The following is a 16,078-nucleotide window of genomic DNA, read 5'->3' as shown; positions in this document are numbered from 1 at the left end:
GGTCGCTGGGCTCAGCCGGTCTCTCTCTTCCAGTAGCCCGTCACTAGGTGCTGCCCCTTCTGCAGCCCAAACTCCTGTTTGAGGCGCTTGCGCAGGCGCTGGCTGACATCCGCTTCGCCGGCAAACCAGACGAACAGATCGTCACGGGCCGCGGGCATCGCCTCGACCACCGCCGAGGCGAGCTGCTCGCTGGGTGCGTGGCCACGGCAGCGGTGACGCCAGCTGACACGGCAGTGATCGGAAACGGGCAGGTCCAGCTCATCCACCGGCGATTCGACCTCAAGCCACGCCTCGACCTGCGCGCTGGTCGGTAGCGTCTCCAAAAGCCGCGCAATGGCAGGAATGGCGGTTTCGTCACCGGCCAGCAGATAGTGCGACGCCGCGGCGACGCCCCGCCCATAGGGGCCGGCCATGCCGCAGACGTCGCCGGGTTGGGCGCGACGGGCGAAGTCACCGCCGGGCCCCGGCGCCTCGTGCAGCAGAAAGTCGATCTCGACCTCGCCGCTGGCGACGTCCAGGCGACGAATGGTGTAGTAGCGAATCTCGGCGCGCTGATCCTCCGGCGGCCACTGTGTGCCGCCTTGCGCGGTGGGCCGCGGCCACTGCGGGTGTTCGATGCCGGCGGGTGGGAAGTGCAGGCGTACGTGCCACTCTTCGGAATGATCGAAACGCGCCAGATCCTCACCGGTCAGCCTCAGCCGGCGAATGCTGGGGCTAAGGTCTTCGATTCGCGTTACCCGCATTTCGCGGAAGTTGGCGAAAGTGGGCGCGGCGACGACATCGCCATGCCAGTGCAGCGGCAGCGCATTCTCGCCGGCAAACAGCGACACGTAGTGTTCGATGATGCTGCGCAGCGTTTCCAGCCCATCCCGCGTCGTCGCCTCGGCTTCGAGATGCAGGCCGACCCGATTGATCGAGAAGCGCGCCTCGCCCCCCGGCAGGTCGATCGCCACCTGGCGCTCGTCGCTACGATAGGCCACGTCGTACTCATCCAGAAACGATCTCAGGCGCAATTGAAAATTATTTACATCAGTGAGCGTTAAATTGGCATCGCAGCGCTTTGTCGTCATGTCGGGTCGTCTGGCGAGAGTGGGAACGAGAGTCGGGCAATGAGCCGGCAGGAAGCCAACGGCCTCAGCCTATCAGAAAAGGCGCGGTGGTGGGAATCAACGCAAGATGCCCCCGCTTCGGCAATGAAACCGAGGCGGGGGCATCTCGTATACTTACTCTATCTCATACCGAGACAGTCAACGCCAATGATCAGGCGGTGGCTTCGGCATAGCGGCGGTTGACTTCATCCCAGTTGATGACGTCAAAGAACGCAGCGATGTAGTCCGGACGCTTGTTCTGATACTTCAGATAGTAAGCGTGTTCCCAGACGTCCAGGCCCAGGATCGGCGTCACGCCGTCCATCAGCGGGCTGTCCTGGTTCAGGGTATTGATGACCTTGAGCTTCTTCTCCGGCGTGACGACAAGCCATGCCCAGCCGCTACCGAATCGGCCGACGGCCGCTTTCTTGAACTCTTCCTTGAAAGCCTCAAAACCGCCCAGCTCGCTCTCGATGGCTTCGCCGACCTTGCCGGTCGGGTTGCCGCCGCCGTCCTTGGACATCACGGTCCAGAACAGGGAGTGGTTGGCGTGACCACCGCCGTTGTTGATGACGGCCTGACGCTTGTCCTGCGGCACCTTGTCGATATCGGCCATCAGCTTGTCGACCGGTACGTCCTCGAGGCCAGTACCTTCCAGCGCGGCGTTGAGGTTGTTGACGTAAGTCTGATGGTGACGAGAGTGGTGAATCTCCATCGTCATTGCGTCGATCTTGGGTTCCAGCGCGTCATACGCATAGGGTAGCGACGGTAAGCTATGAGCCATGATCTAAACTCCCTTTCGTGAGGAGGCATTGCCCAACGCGGGCGCCTCTCGGGTGAATCAAAATAGTGAGCAACGGGCCACAGTGTCAAGCGAGCTCGAGCACTGTTCGGCTATGCCCAGATTATCAATCACCTTGATTTTGAAAGATTTTCCGAAGCGTCGACAACCTTGGCATCAAGGCTTCGGCAAATCTCCATGTCGTTCATTGTAGATGGCGTTGTCCACGGCGACTTTCAACCCCGGCCCGGCATTTTGTTGCCACGCGCTCGCTCTCGCGGACGGCATGTCCTCAGCGGACGACCGGGACCATGGAGCGGTAGTAGCGATCCCACAGCATGACGCCACCGGCAACGCCGCCGGGCAGCAGAATCAGGTTGAGCACCGGCACCCAGGTCGCCACCGACATGCAGGCGCCATAGGTCAGCGTCGGCCACCAGCGCGCGCGCAGTCGGCGACGCATGTCGGTGAAACCGACCTGGTTGTTGTCCATCGGATAATCGAGATACTGAACCGCCATCATCCAGGCCGAGAACGCCGCCCACAGAAACGGCGTGATCAGATTCAGGCCCGGCACGAAGCCCAGCAGGAACAGCAACGCCATGCGCGGCAGAATGTAGCCCAGCTTGACCAGTTCACGCCCCAGCGCATCCACACCGGATTTGACCAGACCGCGCTCGTCGCTCGGCGGCCGCCCGGTGACTCGGGTTTCCACTTTCTCGGCCAGAAAACCGTAGAACGGCGCCGCGATCAAATTGGAGACCAGCGTGAAGGTGAAGAAGACGATCAGTGCCAGCGCGACCACCAGCAGCGGCCAGATCAGCCACTCCAGCCAGATAAGCCAGCTGGGGATCTGACCCATGCCGTAATCCAGCCAGCCGCCGAAATTCTCGAACAGATAGAAAAGGGTGCCGCCGTAAAGCAGCAGATTGACCACGATGGGGCCAATCACGTAGCGGCGCAGGCCAGGTTCGAAAACCAGGCGCGTGCCTTCGATAATCGCTTTTAGGGGATAGATCATGCCGAATCCGCCGACCAGACAGTATGTTGCGTGATCGACACGCTAACACAGTCCCGCCGATGTCGCGCCAATGCGGCGACAGCCAGTGCCGCCCCTGCTGCGGCGCTAGCGACCGCGCAGGGCTTCCGCGTCGAGCTCTTTCTTCGAGGTATGGCGAATATCGTGGCCCTTGACCAGATAGATGACATGCTCGGCGAGGTTGTCGGCGTGATCGCCGATCCGCTCCAGCGCTCGCAGGACCGTCATCACGCTCAGCACGCCGCCGATGGAGCGCGAATCTTCCATCATGAAGGTCGCCAGCGAGCGCATGGCGGTGGTGTATTCGCTGTCCACCGAGGCATCTTCCTGAACCACTTTCAGCGCCAATTCGGTATCGAAACGGGCGAAGGCGGTGAGCGCATCGCGCAGCATATGGCCGACGTGCTCGCTGATATGACGAATCTCGACGCTGCCCTGGGGAATCCGTCCGGCCTCGATCAGGTCAAGCGCATTGCGCGCGATCTTGTTGGCTTCGTCACCCATGCGTTCGAGATCGTTGGTGGCCCGGATGACCGCAATGACCAGGCGCAGGTCGGAGGCAGCCGGCTGGCGCCGCGCCAGAATCCGCACGCACTCCTCGTCGATCTTGAGCTGCATGTCGTTGACGCTGCTGTCATTGTCGCGCACCCGGATGGCCAGCTGGCTGTCACCGTCCAGCAGGGCTGCCAGCGCTTCCTGAAGCTGTTTCTCGACCAGCCCGCCCATCGCCATCAGCTGGGTCTTGATGGCTTCCAGGTCCTGATTGAACTGCTGCGAGATGTGCTGACTGTGGGTATCGCTGGTGATATCCATGCGAGGCTCCAAATGAGAGGCGCGAAGAAAAGCAGGGGCGCGACGAACGTTTTACGACCTATCTCGCCATTCTGGCACAACAGTATTGCAAACAGATGACGACATCCGCATTGGGCCGACCCGGCGGCGACGTGAACCGCACGTGGTCACAGCGGCGTGAGCTTGGCGAAGCCCAGCACCAGCCACTTGTCACCCTCGCCTTCGAAGCTGACGTGAACCCGGGCCCGCGCGCCTTCGCCCTCGGCATCGAGAATCACGCCCTCGCCGAACAGCGGATGGCTGACCCGCTGGCCGAGCGACAGCGACGGCAGGTCGTCGCTGCCTTCGATGCCCTGCTGGCGCGCCGCCCCCACGTTCGGCCGCGACGTCACCGGCCGCGAGATCTGACCGCGCAGCCGCACTTCCTCGAGCAGCTCCTCGGGCACCTCGCGCAGGAAGCGCGACGGTCGCGCCATCGTTTCGCGACCGTGCAGACGGCGAATCTCGGCGTAGGTCAGATAGAGCTTGCGCATGGCGCGGGTCATGCCGACATAGCAGAGCCGGCGCTCCTCCTCGAGGCGTCCCGGCTCCTCCAGCGACATCTTGTGCGGGAACAGGCCCTCTTCGATACCGGCCACGAACACTACCGGAAACTCCAGCCCCTTGGCCGAGTGCAGCGTCATCATCTGAACGCAGTCCTCGAACTCGTCGGCCTCGTGATCACCGGCATTGAGTGCCGCCTCGGCCAGGAACGGTTCCAGCGCCGCGGCGCCTTCGCCGACTTCCTGCAGATCGATCGGATTGGCCTGGGCATTCTGCGAAAACGCCCGCGCCGCATTGACCAGCTCCTCGAGGTTCTCCACCCGCGCCTGACCTTTCTCGCCCTTCTCGCTGCGGTGATGCTCGATCAGGCCGGAGATCTGAATGGCGTGATCGATGATCTCGTACAGCGCCATGCCGGCGGTGTCGTTGTCGAGCCGTTCGATCAGCTCGGCGAAGGCGTTGAGTGCATTGCCCGCACGCCCCTTGAGCGTGCCGTCGCTGAGGCTGTCGTGCAGCGCCTGCCACAGCGACACATTGGTATCCCTGGCGCGATGACGCAGGATCTCCACCGTGCGCGTACCGATACCGCGTGGCGGCACGTTGATCACCCGCTCCAGCGAGGCGTCGTCCTCGCGATTGAGCAGCAACCGCAGATAGGCCAGCGCGTTCTTGATCTCGAGGCGCTCGTAGAAGCGCTGACCGCCATAGATGCGATACGGCACGCCGCTGCGGATCAGGGCCTCCTCGATCACCCGCGACTGCGCGTTGGAGCGATAGAGAATTGCCATCTCGCGTCGAGAGAAACCGTTACGCGACTGCTCGCCGATGGTATCGACGATGAAGCGCGCCTCGTCGAGATCGTTGAAACCGGCGTAGACCGAAATCTTGTCGCCGGTGTCGCCGTCGGTCCACAGCTCCTTGCCCATGCGTCCGCTGTTCTGGCTGATCAGCGCGTTGGCGGCATCCAGAATCACGCTGGTGGAGCGATAGTTCTGCTCCAGGCGCACGGTCCGGGTGTTGGCGAACTCGCTCTCGAAGCGGCGAATGTTCTCGACCTTGGCCCCGCGCCAGCCGTAGATCGACTGATCGTCGTCGCCGACCACGATCATCGCCGCGCGGTCGTCGTCGCTCCCGCCATTGCCATCAGCGCCGGCCAGCAATTTCAACCAGGCGTACTGCAGGGTGTTGGTGTCCTGGAACTCGTCGACCAGGATATGCCCGAAACGCTCGCGGTAATGCTTGAGCAGGGCCGGCGTATCCCGCAGCAGCTCCAGGCTGCGCAGCAGCAGCTCGCCGAAGTCGACCAGCCCGCCGCGCTCGCAGGTCAGCTGATAGAGCTCGTAGAGCTCGACCATCTTGGCCATGTACGGGTCGCCATGGGTCGATACCTGCTGCGGGCGCAGCCCCTCCTCCTTGCAGCCGCCGATGAAATACTGCACCTGCTTGGGCGGATAGCGTTCGTCGTCGACGTTGTGGTCGCGCAGCAGACGTTTGACCAGGCGCAGCTGATCGTCGCTGTCGATGATCTGGAAATGCTGGGGCAGCCGAGCGTCGTGCCAATGCGTTCGCAGCAGGCGATGGGCGATGGAGTGGAAGGTGCCGACCCACATGTTGCGCAGCGTCGCGCCCTGCAGCGCCTCGAGACGCGTACGCATCTCGCGGGCGGCCTTGTTGGTGAAAGTTACCGCCAGAATGGCGTAGGGGGAGACGCCCTCGGCCTGCATCAGCCAGGCGATGCGGTGCACCAGTACCCGGGTCTTGCCCGAGCCGGCGCCGGCCAGCACCAGCATATTGCCGGGCGGCGCGGCGACGGCCTCGCGCTGATTGGCGTTGAGGGAGTCGATTAGTGCCGAGACATCATCCATTGGGTACCGTGCGGGGCCTGCTGATGGGAATGGAAAAGAGCGCGCCAGCTTAACATAGCCGGCAAGCCCCGCCGGGGCGCTTAGCGCTTGTCCGAAGACGGCCCACGCTGGGTGGCGGCATCTTCGGCGGCGGCGCGAATCGCCGCATCCTGCGGGCGCTCCGAGGAGGTTCTGGAGGCAGCCGACGACGCCGTGTTCGGTTCGCTGACGTTTCCGGCGTTCGGACCGGCGCTGGAAACGCCCGGCGACGCGGAAGCACTTGGCGAAGTCGAGATACCTGACGACGCGGCAGCACTCGGCGAGGTCGAGATGCCCGGCGATGTCGAAGCGCTTGGCGATGTCGAGATGCCCGGCGAAGTCGAGACGCCCGGCGACGCGCGATGCTCGGAGCCGGCAGACGGCTTCTCGGTGCTGGATGGTTTGTCAGCCGGCTTGTCGGATGGCTTGTCAGATGGCTTATCGGACAGCCCCGAAGAGGCCTCCGGCTCGTGCAGATCCTGAGTGATCGCCTCGGGCTTGGGCGGCGGCTCGATCACCGTCTCGTGATGCATGTCGGCAAGCTTCTCGGCGCCCTTGGCAACGTGGTGATACATCTCGCGATAGTCCTCGACCATACGGGTCATGGTCGCGGAGACCTGCTCGAAGTGCTCGCGAACGTCTTCCTTGTAGACCTTGTGCTCGCGGTTGAGCTCGCGCATCGGTTCGGTGTTGTGGCCGCCCATCTTGGTGCCCAGCCAGTAGCCGACCAGCACCCCGATGGCGCCTACGGCCACCGCGATGGCAATCCAGGGCCCTACGCCAATGCTCTCCATAAATCAGCCGCCTCTTGTGATTGAAAGACAATTCAAGTGGTTGAAAGACAAACGTCATCATCGATCTTTGCCGCACCATAATTGAAGACAGGTCGCGCGGCGGGTTGGTTCAATACCCAACCCCAGTTCAGCACCTAACCATAGTTCAGCCCTGCTCGGCCAGTCGCTCGCGACTCGTTGGCCACCGTTTCGGCTTACGCTCACTGTCGCTCCAGGGCGTCCTGAAGCCGGTTGTGGCGTTTTGCGCTTTCGCCCTTAGCCCTTAGCCCTTAGCCCTTCGCTCGTAGCTCGTAGCTCGTAGCTCGTAGCTCGTAGCTCGTAGCTCGGATCAGTGAAAATCCCTGCTACGCGTGCTCAGCCCCTCCAGCAGTCCGGTGAGATCGACGAGGCGCTTGGCGATCACATGTCTGACGCCCGCCTGGCTTTCCAGCTTGCCGTTGACCCGAAGCAATCGGGATTCCAGCAGGATACGGCGGTAGCGCACGGCCAGATGCGGCCAGACCACCACATTGACCATGCCGAATTCGTCCTCGAGGGTCAGAAAGGTCACCCCCTTGGCGGAACCGGGGCGCTGACGCCCGACCACCAGCCCGGCGATCGCCACGCCGATATCGCTCGGCAGATTGGCGAGGCGTTTCGAATCCACCGCGCCGCCCAGCCCCCGAAATTCGTTCGTGTGGCAGCGCTCGCGCAGCAGCGACATCGGATGCGGCCCCAGCGTGGTACCGAGCGTGGCGTAATCCGCCTTGATCGCCTCGCCGACCTCGATGGCCGGCAACACCAGCGCCTCCTCCTCGGCGTCGGCGGTAATCTCGACGTCGGCCTGGGCGAACAGCGGCAGCGACGTCTCGATGCCGGCCGTGGCCCAGCGTGCGCGATGACGGTCCCCGACCAACCCTTCCAGCGCCCCGGCATCGGCGAGCCGCGAGAGCACCGCACGCTTGGCGCCGGACCTTGCCGCCAGACGCTCGACGCTGTCGCAGCCGGGCGTGTCGCGCGCCGCCAGCAGCCGCTCGCCGTCGATCTCGGCAAGCCCCTTGATCATGTGCAGGCCGAGCCGGATCGCCAGCCGGCCCGTGCTTTTTCCATCAGAGCCGGGGGAAGCGTCCTCCAGTGTGCTTTCCCACTGGCTGGTGCGGATGTCGACCGGGCGAACCTCGACGCCGTGGCGGCGGGCATCCTGCAGCACCTGATCCGGCGAATAGAAGCCCATTGGCCAGCTGTTGATCAGGGCACAGGCGAAGATCGCCTGTTCGTGACATTTGAGCCAGCAGCTGGCGTAGGTGAGCAGGGCAAAACTGGCGGCGTGGGATTCGGGAAAACCGTAGCTGCCGAAGCCTTTGATCTGCTCGAAGATGCGTTCGGCGAAGCTCAGTTCGTAGCCGCGTTCCAGCATGCCCTCGACGATGCGCTGGCGATGGGGCTCGAGTCCGCCATGGCGCTTCCAGGCGGCCATCGAACGCCGCAGCTGGTCGGCCTCGCCGGGGCTGTAACCCGCCGCCTCGATCGCCAGCGCCATCACCTGCTCCTGAAACAGCGGGACGCCCAGCGTGCGCTCGAAAACCGCCTTGACCGCCTCGGAAGGATAGGTCACCGGTTCCTCGCCGTTACGCCGCTTGAGGTAAGGGTGAACCATGTCGCCCTGGATCGGCCCCGGGCGCACGATCGCCACCTCGATCACCAGATCGTAGAACGTGGCCGGCTTGAGCCGCGGCAGCATCGCCATCTGGGCGCGGGATTCAATCTGGAACACACCTATCGTGTCGGCGCGCTGGATCATGGCGTAGGTCTCGGGATCCTCGGCCGGCAGATCCGCCAGCCCGTAGTCGAGTCCGCGATGCCGCTTGAGCAAATCGAAACTGCGCCGCAGCACCGTCAGCATACCCAGCGAGAGTACGTCGACCTTGAGCAGGCCGACCAGATCGAGATCGTCCTTGTCCCACTGAATCACGGTGCGCTCGGGCATGGCGGCGTTCTCCACCGGCACCAGCGTGTCGAGCCGTGCGTCCGAAATCACGAACCCGCCCGGATGCTGGGAAAGATGGCGAGGAAAGCCGACCAGCGTGCCGGCCAGCACCAGCAGGCGTTTGAGCATCGGCTCCTCCGGCTCGAAGCCCTGCTCTCTGAGTCGCGCGTCATCCGGAATGACGTCCGTCCAGCGTCCGGCGCAGCGAGCCAACTGATCGATGCGCTCCGGCGCGAAGCCCAGCGCCCGGCCGATATCGCGGATCGCCCCGGCAGCGTGGTAATGGCTGACCACGGCGGTCAATGCCGCGCGGTGACGACCGTAGCGGCGAAAGACGTACTGAATCACTTCTTCGCGGCGTTCGTGCTCGAAATCGACATCGATATCCGGCGGCTCGTCACGCTCACGGGAGATGAAGCGCTCGAACAACAGTGATGACTGCGAGGGATCGATGGACGTGATACCCAGCGCGTAACAGACCGACGAGTTGGCCGCCGAGCCGCGCCCCTGGCACAGAATGTGCTGGCGACGCGCGAAGTCGACGATGTCGTGCACGGTGAGAAAGTAGTGCTCGTAGCCGAGCTCTTCGATCAGCGTGAGCTCATGGTCGATCTGCCCGGCAACCTTCTCCGGCACGCCATCCGGCCAGCGTCGGGCGCCACCTTCGGCGGTCAACTCGCGCAGCCACTCCGCCGGTGTCTTTCCGGCCGGTACCACTTCATGCGGATAGGTGTAGTTCAGTTCGCCGAGATCGAAGTCGCAGCGCACTGCCAGCGCCGCGCTCTCTGCCATCAGCTCAGCGGGATAGATCGCGGACAACGCATCACGGCTGCGGAGATGGCGCTCGCCGTTGGGAAATAGAGCGTCGCCGGCCTCGAAGACGCTCTGATGGTGGCGGATCGCGGTGAGGCAATCCTGCAGCGCCCGCCGGCCGCGGGCGTGCATGTGAACGTCTCCCGCCGCCAGCGCCGGTATGCCTAGCGTTTCGGCCAGGGCCTGCAGCTGGGCCAGACGCGCGGCGTTGTCGCAGCCATTGTCGAAACCATAGTGGAGCTCCACCGCCAACCACAGCCGATCGGGAAAGGCGCGTGCCAGCCGCTGGCCGATGGCAGGGTCCGGCACGGCGCCGGGGATCCACAGCGCGAACAGACCCTCGCCGCCGTCGAGCTCGTCGAGATCCCCGGCGAGCAGCCGATACTCGCCCTTGGGCGCGCGACCGCGGACGCGAGTGATCAACCCGCAGAGCGCTTCGTAGCCGCGCTGGCTCTCCACCAGCAGCACCAGCTTAATACCGCACTGGGTACGAAATTCGGCGCCGACGATCAGCGCGACACCGTGCTCCCGTGACGCCTGCCAGCCGCGCACGATGCCCGCCAGCGTGGCCTCGTCGGTGATCGCCAGCGCGCGATAGCCGAGCCGCGCGGCGCGCTCGAATAGCTCCTCCGCGGTCGAGGCCCCGCGCTGGAAGCTGAAGGCGGAAAGGCAGTGCAGCTCGGCGTAGGGGTCTTTAAAGGCGCCCGCATCCGCGCCGATTCTACAGGCGCCCGCACCCGCGCCGATTCTACAGACGCCCGCACCCGCGCCTATCGGTTCTCGGGCCCCCGAATCCGCGTCGATCCTACCGTCGCCCGAAGCGGCATCGTCGGGCCGCGATGAGGCGACAGCGTCTGGCCGCGATGAGGCGACAGCGTCTGGCCGCGATGAGGCGGCAGCGTCGGGCCGCTGTAAAAAGCCATCGTTCATCCGAACCAGCCGTGCAGGTACCAGCCCTGCCGCTCCGGCTCGCACCAGACCCAGGCCTGACGGCCGTCGGCCCACTGGGCCAGGTAGTAGTCGCGCCTAATGTCGTCGCCGTCCCACCAGCCGCTTTCGATCCGCTCCGGCCCCGCCAGCAGCTGCACCACGTCGCCATCGCAGCGCTGCGGCACGCTGGCCAGCCAGCCGGGGCGCGGCGGGCCGGCACTGGCGTCACGCGCCCGTGGCCCGGCGCCGTTCAGCACCGCCTTTTCCGGGCGATGCTCGCGATGTTCGACCAGCGGCTTGAGCACAGGCGCCCCCAGCCGCGCGACCAGACGCTGATGCAGCGCCGCCCAGGCCTGGGCCTGGCGCGCCGGGCCCTCCAGCAGTTCGCGCCGAATCGGCGCATAGGCCGCCAGCTGAGGCGCGAAAAGCGTCAAGGTCGTCACCGGGCCGGCGAGACGCACGCGCTCCAGATGGGCGCGGGTCAGCTCGAGCAACGTGTCGGGGTCGCGCTGTACCGCCAACAGACCGATCTCGACGGTCTGCGGCGGGCCATCTTCCAGCTCGAACGTCAGCCGGAACCGCTCGACCCCCGCATCCTGACCCATCAGAAACACGCCCAGCTCCTGCAACAGCCGCTTGAGCGGAAAGGCCAGACCGGCGATGGCATGTACCGGCTGGTCGAATTCGAAGGTGCGGGAAAACCGCGGCGTCGGGCGATGATAATCCAGCGCCAGTGGCCACTCCCCGCGCAGTTCGGCCAGGTGGCGCATCAGACCGCCACCGAAACGTCGGGCCAGGGCGTTGCGCGGCAGGGCGAACAGCTCGCCCAGCCGCTGAAACCCGCTGCGATTCAGGGTCTGCAGGATGTCACGATCGGCATCGATGCTCGCCAGCCCGGCGCGGTCGAGACGCAGCGTTGCCAGCGCCGACTCCAGCCCGGTGTCGTCCACCGCCAGCCCGTCGTGGACATTGACCAGGACTCGCGCCGCCGCCGGGTTGGGGGCGATCACCAGCCGATGCGAAAAACCGAGTGCGGTGAGTTCCGCCCGCAGTCGCGCCTCCAGACGCGGCCACGGGCCCAGCAGATCGAGACTGCTGGCGACTTCGAACACCAGCGCATGCGGGTAGTGAAGGCTGACCTGAGCGCTGAAACCGTAGGCCCAGGTCGCCAGCCGTCGGCGCCAGCGCTCCACCGAGTCGACATCGAAGAGTGCCGTCTCGAGCCGCTGACTCGAACCGGATCGAGAACCCCTATCTGGCGAGGCATCGGGCGCGTTGAAGTGCGCGTGTCCGGGCGCATTAATCTGCACGTGTCCGGGCGCCTTGGAAAGCGGCGCATTAACCTGCACATGTTCGGGTGCATTGAAGAGCGCTTCGGCGAAGCCCAGCGCCTGGCCGGGCTTGACGCCCTGCTCACGCGCGGCGCGATTGGCAGCGCGAATGCATTGACGCTGTATCGGCCCGTCGATCAGCGCGAACGGCGCCTCGGGGTCGGGACGGCGGCGCAGCGCCCCCTCCAGGGCCAGGCGCGGAAACAGCAGGCAGACCCAGCGCATGGCGTCACGCTCCGGCGCCGAAGGCGATTCGCCGCGCAGGGGCAAAGCCACCGCGACACTTGAGGATCTCCAGCTCGGCATGCCGGTGCAGTCGTATTCGCAGCGGCGCCGGGGAGGCTTCGGACACTTTCGCCAGCGGCCGGTGAACGAACGCCAGCGTATTCCCGCTCGTCGCCGCTACCTGCAACCGGCGCATGAGACGGCTATCGGCCTGCGGCAGCCAGGCGACGACGACTGCGCAACAGCCGGCACGAAGACACTGCTCCGTCGCCCACAGCGCCTCGCGCCCCTGCACATCCAGCCAGTGACACTGTTCGAGCGCCACGCCCGCCTGCCGCCATGCCGCCGGATACGGCACGCCCGGTGGCGATACCAGCACCACTGGCCGGCCCTCGCGGGTCATCCGCGAAAGCAGCGGCCACAGCAGGGCGAGCTCACCGTTGCCGGCCCCCGACGACAGCAGCTCGCTGATGGCGGCCGACGGCCAGCCGCCACCCGGCAATAGCGCGTCGAGCTCGGCGTGCCCGCTGGCAATCGCTTCACCACCGTCGCTGACGCCGCCCGCCTGGGCACGCCAGACCTGACGGCTGTCGAGCAGGGATTCCAGGCTGCTCATCGGCCGGCCCCCGTACCGGGCAGCGGCAGCAATATCCATCGGAAACGGCGAGAAGCGAGTGACGACATAAGGGTGGCCGAGACGGTTGAAACGTTGCCGACAGTGTCACTCAGAACACGATTACTGTCTATATATACAGTAATCGAGACACAAAAACGTCGCCCGTAGGCGACGTTTTCCGGTCACGAAGCCGTCATGACACGTTGTTGGAGACCCTCAGCGACCCCAGGCTGCGTTTGATCGCCTTGAGCTGATCGCTGATCTGCGGGCCACGATTCTTGGCCACGCCGACGGCGAGCACGTCGATGGTCAACAGATGGGCAATACGCGAGGTCATGGGAATGTAGACTTCGGTGTCTTCCTGCACGTCGACCGGCAATGTCAACGTCACCTCGCGGGCCAGCGGCGAATCGCTGGGGCACAGGCCGATCACGGTCGCCCCGGCCTTGACCGCCGTCCTGGCGCTGGCGATCAGCGCCCGGGTGCGGCCGGTCTGGGAGATCGCCACCACCACGTCGCCTGCTTTCAGGGTCGCGGCGGACATCGCCTGCAAATGCGGATCGGAGTAGGCCGAGGTCTGGATCTGCAGCCGGAAGAACTTGTGCTGGGCATCGGCGGCGACGATGCCCGAGGCGCCGTAACCGTAGAACTCGACCCGATTGGCCACCGCCAGCGCCGCAATCGCGCGGCCCAGCGCCTCGTTGTCCAGGTGATCGCGGACCTGTTCGAGCGTCTCGATGGTGCTGTCGAAGATACCGTGGGAGAACTCGGCCACGCTGTCGCCGTCGTTCATGGTGAACTGGGCGTACTGGCTGCCCTTGGCCATCATCTGCGCCAGCTTGAGCTTGAACTCCTGGAACCCGGCCATGCCCATGGCACGACAGAAACGCACCACCGTCGGCTCGCTGACCTGCGCCTCGCTGGCCAGATCGGTGATCCGCATCAGGATCACCTCTTCGGGGTTGCGCAGCACGAAGCGCGCCACCTTCTGCTCGGAGCGGCGCAGGCGATCCATGTGCACGCGCAATTCATCGAACAGCGAACGGCTCATGGCTGGCTCTCGGGTGGCGACATCAGGCGGACTTGCCTCTTCGGGTTTCGATGTAAGTTTCCATGTTCAGTATGCCCGACTCGTTGCAACGGCGACACATGGGACAAACGGCGTTGAAAGCATGACAAAAGCTAACCGTCATGATCTTGTAATGTTAGGTATAGTATGCATGTCGGGTGCTAACCGACCGATCCGACGATGCCAGGAGATGCGATCATGACGACCGTCGAACATCTTCACACCCTGAAAAGCGAAATCATCGACATTTTCATGACGTTGGAAGTCAGCGAGCACGAACAGCGCAAGCGCAGGGCTGCCGTTCGCTACCTCAAGGCCCGGCGCGGTATCGAGCAGCGTCAGGAAAAGCGCCAGCTGGCGGAAGAGATCGCCGAGCTGCCAGAGTAGCGGAAACCCGGGGCAAAGCCGGAAGCATCGCTGACAAGCAGCCGTCCGCTCTTTCGCCACTCATTCGTTACTCTATTCGACACCCATTCGCTTCGCTGCCCTCAACGATCAGCGGCCGCGTCCTCGAAGAGAACCGCGGCCGCTGCCTGAACCGTCGGAACCCTCTCCGACGGCATAGCCCTGTCACGCGTCGAAGCGTGCAAAGGCGATCGACGATCTACAGGCTATTGAAGAACACCACGACCACCCCGATCGGCGCTACGTAACGCGACACGTAGTGCCACAGCACCCGGCCTTTCGGCCCCAGACCCAGCTCCTGCTTCACACCCTCGCTATCCAGGAACCAGGCGGTAAAGACGATCGCGGCCAGGCCCGTCAGCGGCAGCATCAGCTTGCTGGTGAGCGCGTCGAGCAGGTCGAAGACGTTGAAGCCGAACGGCTGGAAGCCGGACCAGACGTTGAACGCCAGCAGCGCGGCGATCCCCAGCGCCCAGGTCGCCAGCGCGGCGACGAACGCCGAACCCAGCCGAGACAGCGACGTACGCTCTTCCAGAAACTCCGTCACCGGCTCCAGCAGCGAGATCGCCGAGGTTATCGCGGCCACGGTCAGCAACGCGAAGAAGATCGTGCCGAACGCCAACCCCCACGGCATGTTGATGAACGCCAGCGGCAGGGTGACGAACAGCAGGCCCGGCCCGGCGCTCGGATCCAGGTTGTTGGCGAACACCACCGGGAAGATCGCCATGCCGGCGCCCAGGGCAATGACGGTATCCAGAATCACCACGGTGCGCGCCGTCTTGATCAGATTGACCTCCTGCCCCAGGTAGGAGCCGTAGGCCATCATGATCCCCATCCCCAGCGACAGCGTGAAGAAGGCATGGCCCAGCGCGGCGAGAATGACGCCGCCGTTGAGCTTGCTCCAGTCGGGCGAGAACATGAACGCCGCCGCCTCGCCGAAGCCGGCGGTGGTCGCACCGAAGCCGATCAGCAGAATCAGCGCCACGATCAGCAGCGGCATCAGCCATTTGGCCGCCCGCTCCAGGCCGCCTTTGACGCCGCCGGCGACGATGCCGAAGGTGATCAGCATGAACAGCGTGTGCCAGAACAGCAGCGTGCCCGGCTGACTCAGCAGGGTGGTGAAGTAATCACCGACATCGACTCCGCTGGACCTGCCCAGATCGCCGGTCAACGTGCTCCAGGTGTAGTTGAGCGACCAGCCGCCGACGACGCTATAGAAAGAGAGAATCAGAAACGAACCCAGCACGCCAGCGATGCCCACCAGCACCCAATCGGGTGATTTCTTCGAATCGCGGCTGAGCGTCTGCATGGTATTGATCGGGTTTGACTGTCCGCGCCGGCCCAGCAGCCATTCGGAAACCAGGATCGGCAGGCCGATCAGGGCGATGCAGACCAAATAGACGAGCACGAACACCGCGCCGCCACTGTCGCCCACCATGTAGGGGAACTTCCAGATATTGCCGAGACCGACGGCCGAGCCGGTCGCCGCGAGTACGAACGCCGTGCGCGAAGACCACTGCGCATGAACGTGAGATTGCTTGGCCATGAATTCACCATCGAGTATTGCTGTTATTGACTGTTCATCTCGCCATTACTGTCTGAGCAAGAGATGAGCCTCTGTTGTCTGCGCGAATTATAACGACCCGAGCTTGATTGATCCTCGTTTCATCCGGAAAACCGACCAAAAGGAGTGAAAGATGACCAGAAAACGTAATAGTGATGGGGGATAAAGCCACGGGAGAGAGGCATGATCGCAATATCGGGAATTGAAACCGTGAACACCTACGTGCATACCACTGGCGA

The 16,078-nt window shown here is 64.3% G+C and carries 12 protein-coding genes; 1 reads left to right on the top strand and 11 read right to left on the bottom strand.

Going from position 1 to position 16,078, the window contains the following annotated elements:
- Positions 1-11: 11 nt before the first annotated feature.
- From ACUN9V_RS15805 to hexR, 10 genes are all read right to left on the bottom strand, one after another.
- A complete protein-coding gene (locus ACUN9V_RS15805; RefSeq protein ID WP_445512093.1) occupies positions 12-980 on the bottom strand; it encodes an SIP domain-containing protein in 969 nt (322 codons plus the stop codon).
- 280 nt (positions 981-1,260) lie between these two features.
- Positions 1,261-1,872 carry a superoxide dismutase gene (locus tag ACUN9V_RS15800; protein ID WP_439302823.1) on the bottom strand — a complete coding sequence of 204 codons (612 nt, stop codon included), beginning with the start codon at positions 1,870-1,872 and terminating at the stop codon, positions 1,261-1,263.
- A 289-nt stretch (positions 1,873-2,161) separates the two neighbouring features.
- Complete coding sequence (gene cysZ / locus ACUN9V_RS15795; RefSeq protein WP_445512092.1) at positions 2,162-2,890, bottom strand: sulfate transporter CysZ; 729 nt, start codon at positions 2,888-2,890, stop codon at positions 2,162-2,164.
- Positions 2,891-2,995: 105 nt separating this feature from the next.
- Positions 2,996-3,721 (bottom strand): phosphate signaling complex protein PhoU, encoded by a 726-nt coding sequence (gene phoU / locus ACUN9V_RS15790; RefSeq protein WP_075561525.1) that lies wholly within the window; start codon positions 3,719-3,721, stop codon positions 2,996-2,998.
- Positions 3,722-3,867: 146 nt separating this feature from the next.
- Positions 3,868-6,108, bottom strand: a complete 2,241-nt coding sequence (gene uvrD, locus ACUN9V_RS15785) for a DNA helicase II (protein WP_445512091.1) — start codon at positions 6,106-6,108, stop codon at positions 3,868-3,870.
- An 80-nt stretch (positions 6,109-6,188) separates the two neighbouring features.
- Positions 6,189-6,920: a ZapG family protein gene (locus ACUN9V_RS15780; protein WP_445512090.1), complete on the bottom strand. Its 732-nt coding sequence runs from the start codon at positions 6,918-6,920 to the stop codon at positions 6,189-6,191.
- Between the two features lie 328 nt (positions 6,921-7,248).
- Positions 7,249-10,629 (bottom strand): error-prone DNA polymerase, encoded by a 3,381-nt coding sequence (locus ACUN9V_RS15775; RefSeq protein WP_445512089.1) that lies wholly within the window; start codon positions 10,627-10,629, stop codon positions 7,249-7,251.
- Positions 10,626-12,236 carry a Y-family DNA polymerase gene (locus ACUN9V_RS15770; RefSeq protein WP_445512088.1) on the bottom strand — a complete coding sequence of 537 codons (1,611 nt, stop codon included), beginning with the start codon at positions 12,234-12,236 and terminating at the stop codon, positions 10,626-10,628. The genes ACUN9V_RS15775 and ACUN9V_RS15770 overlap by 4 nt, the downstream gene beginning before the upstream one ends.
- Positions 12,190-12,801: a translesion DNA synthesis-associated protein ImuA gene (gene imuA, locus ACUN9V_RS15765; protein WP_439286325.1), complete on the bottom strand. Its 612-nt coding sequence runs from the start codon at positions 12,799-12,801 to the stop codon at positions 12,190-12,192. Before imuA ends, ACUN9V_RS15770 begins: the two co-directional genes overlap by 47 nt.
- Before the next feature lie 193 nt (positions 12,802-12,994).
- Positions 12,995-13,852, bottom strand: coding sequence for a transcriptional regulator HexR (gene hexR, locus ACUN9V_RS15760; protein WP_075561520.1), 858 nt, complete (start codon positions 13,850-13,852; stop codon positions 12,995-12,997).
- Positions 13,853-14,068: 216 nt separating this feature from the next.
- On the opposite strand from hexR, the gene ACUN9V_RS15755 reads away from it, so the two are divergent.
- Positions 14,069-14,257, top strand: a complete 189-nt coding sequence (locus ACUN9V_RS15755; RefSeq protein ID WP_075561519.1) for a PA3496 family putative envelope integrity protein — start codon at positions 14,069-14,071, stop codon at positions 14,255-14,257.
- A gap of 217 nt (positions 14,258-14,474) precedes the next feature.
- Here ACUN9V_RS15755 and ACUN9V_RS15750 read toward each other — a convergent pair whose 3' ends face one another.
- A complete protein-coding gene (locus tag ACUN9V_RS15750) occupies positions 14,475-15,821 on the bottom strand; it encodes a sodium-dependent transporter (RefSeq protein ID WP_075561518.1) in 1,347 nt (448 codons plus the stop codon).
- Positions 15,822-16,078 lie beyond the last annotated feature (257 nt).

It is taken from the genome of Salinicola sp. V024 (assembly GCF_052645315.1).
This window is presented reverse-complemented; position numbering and strand designations above follow the sequence as displayed.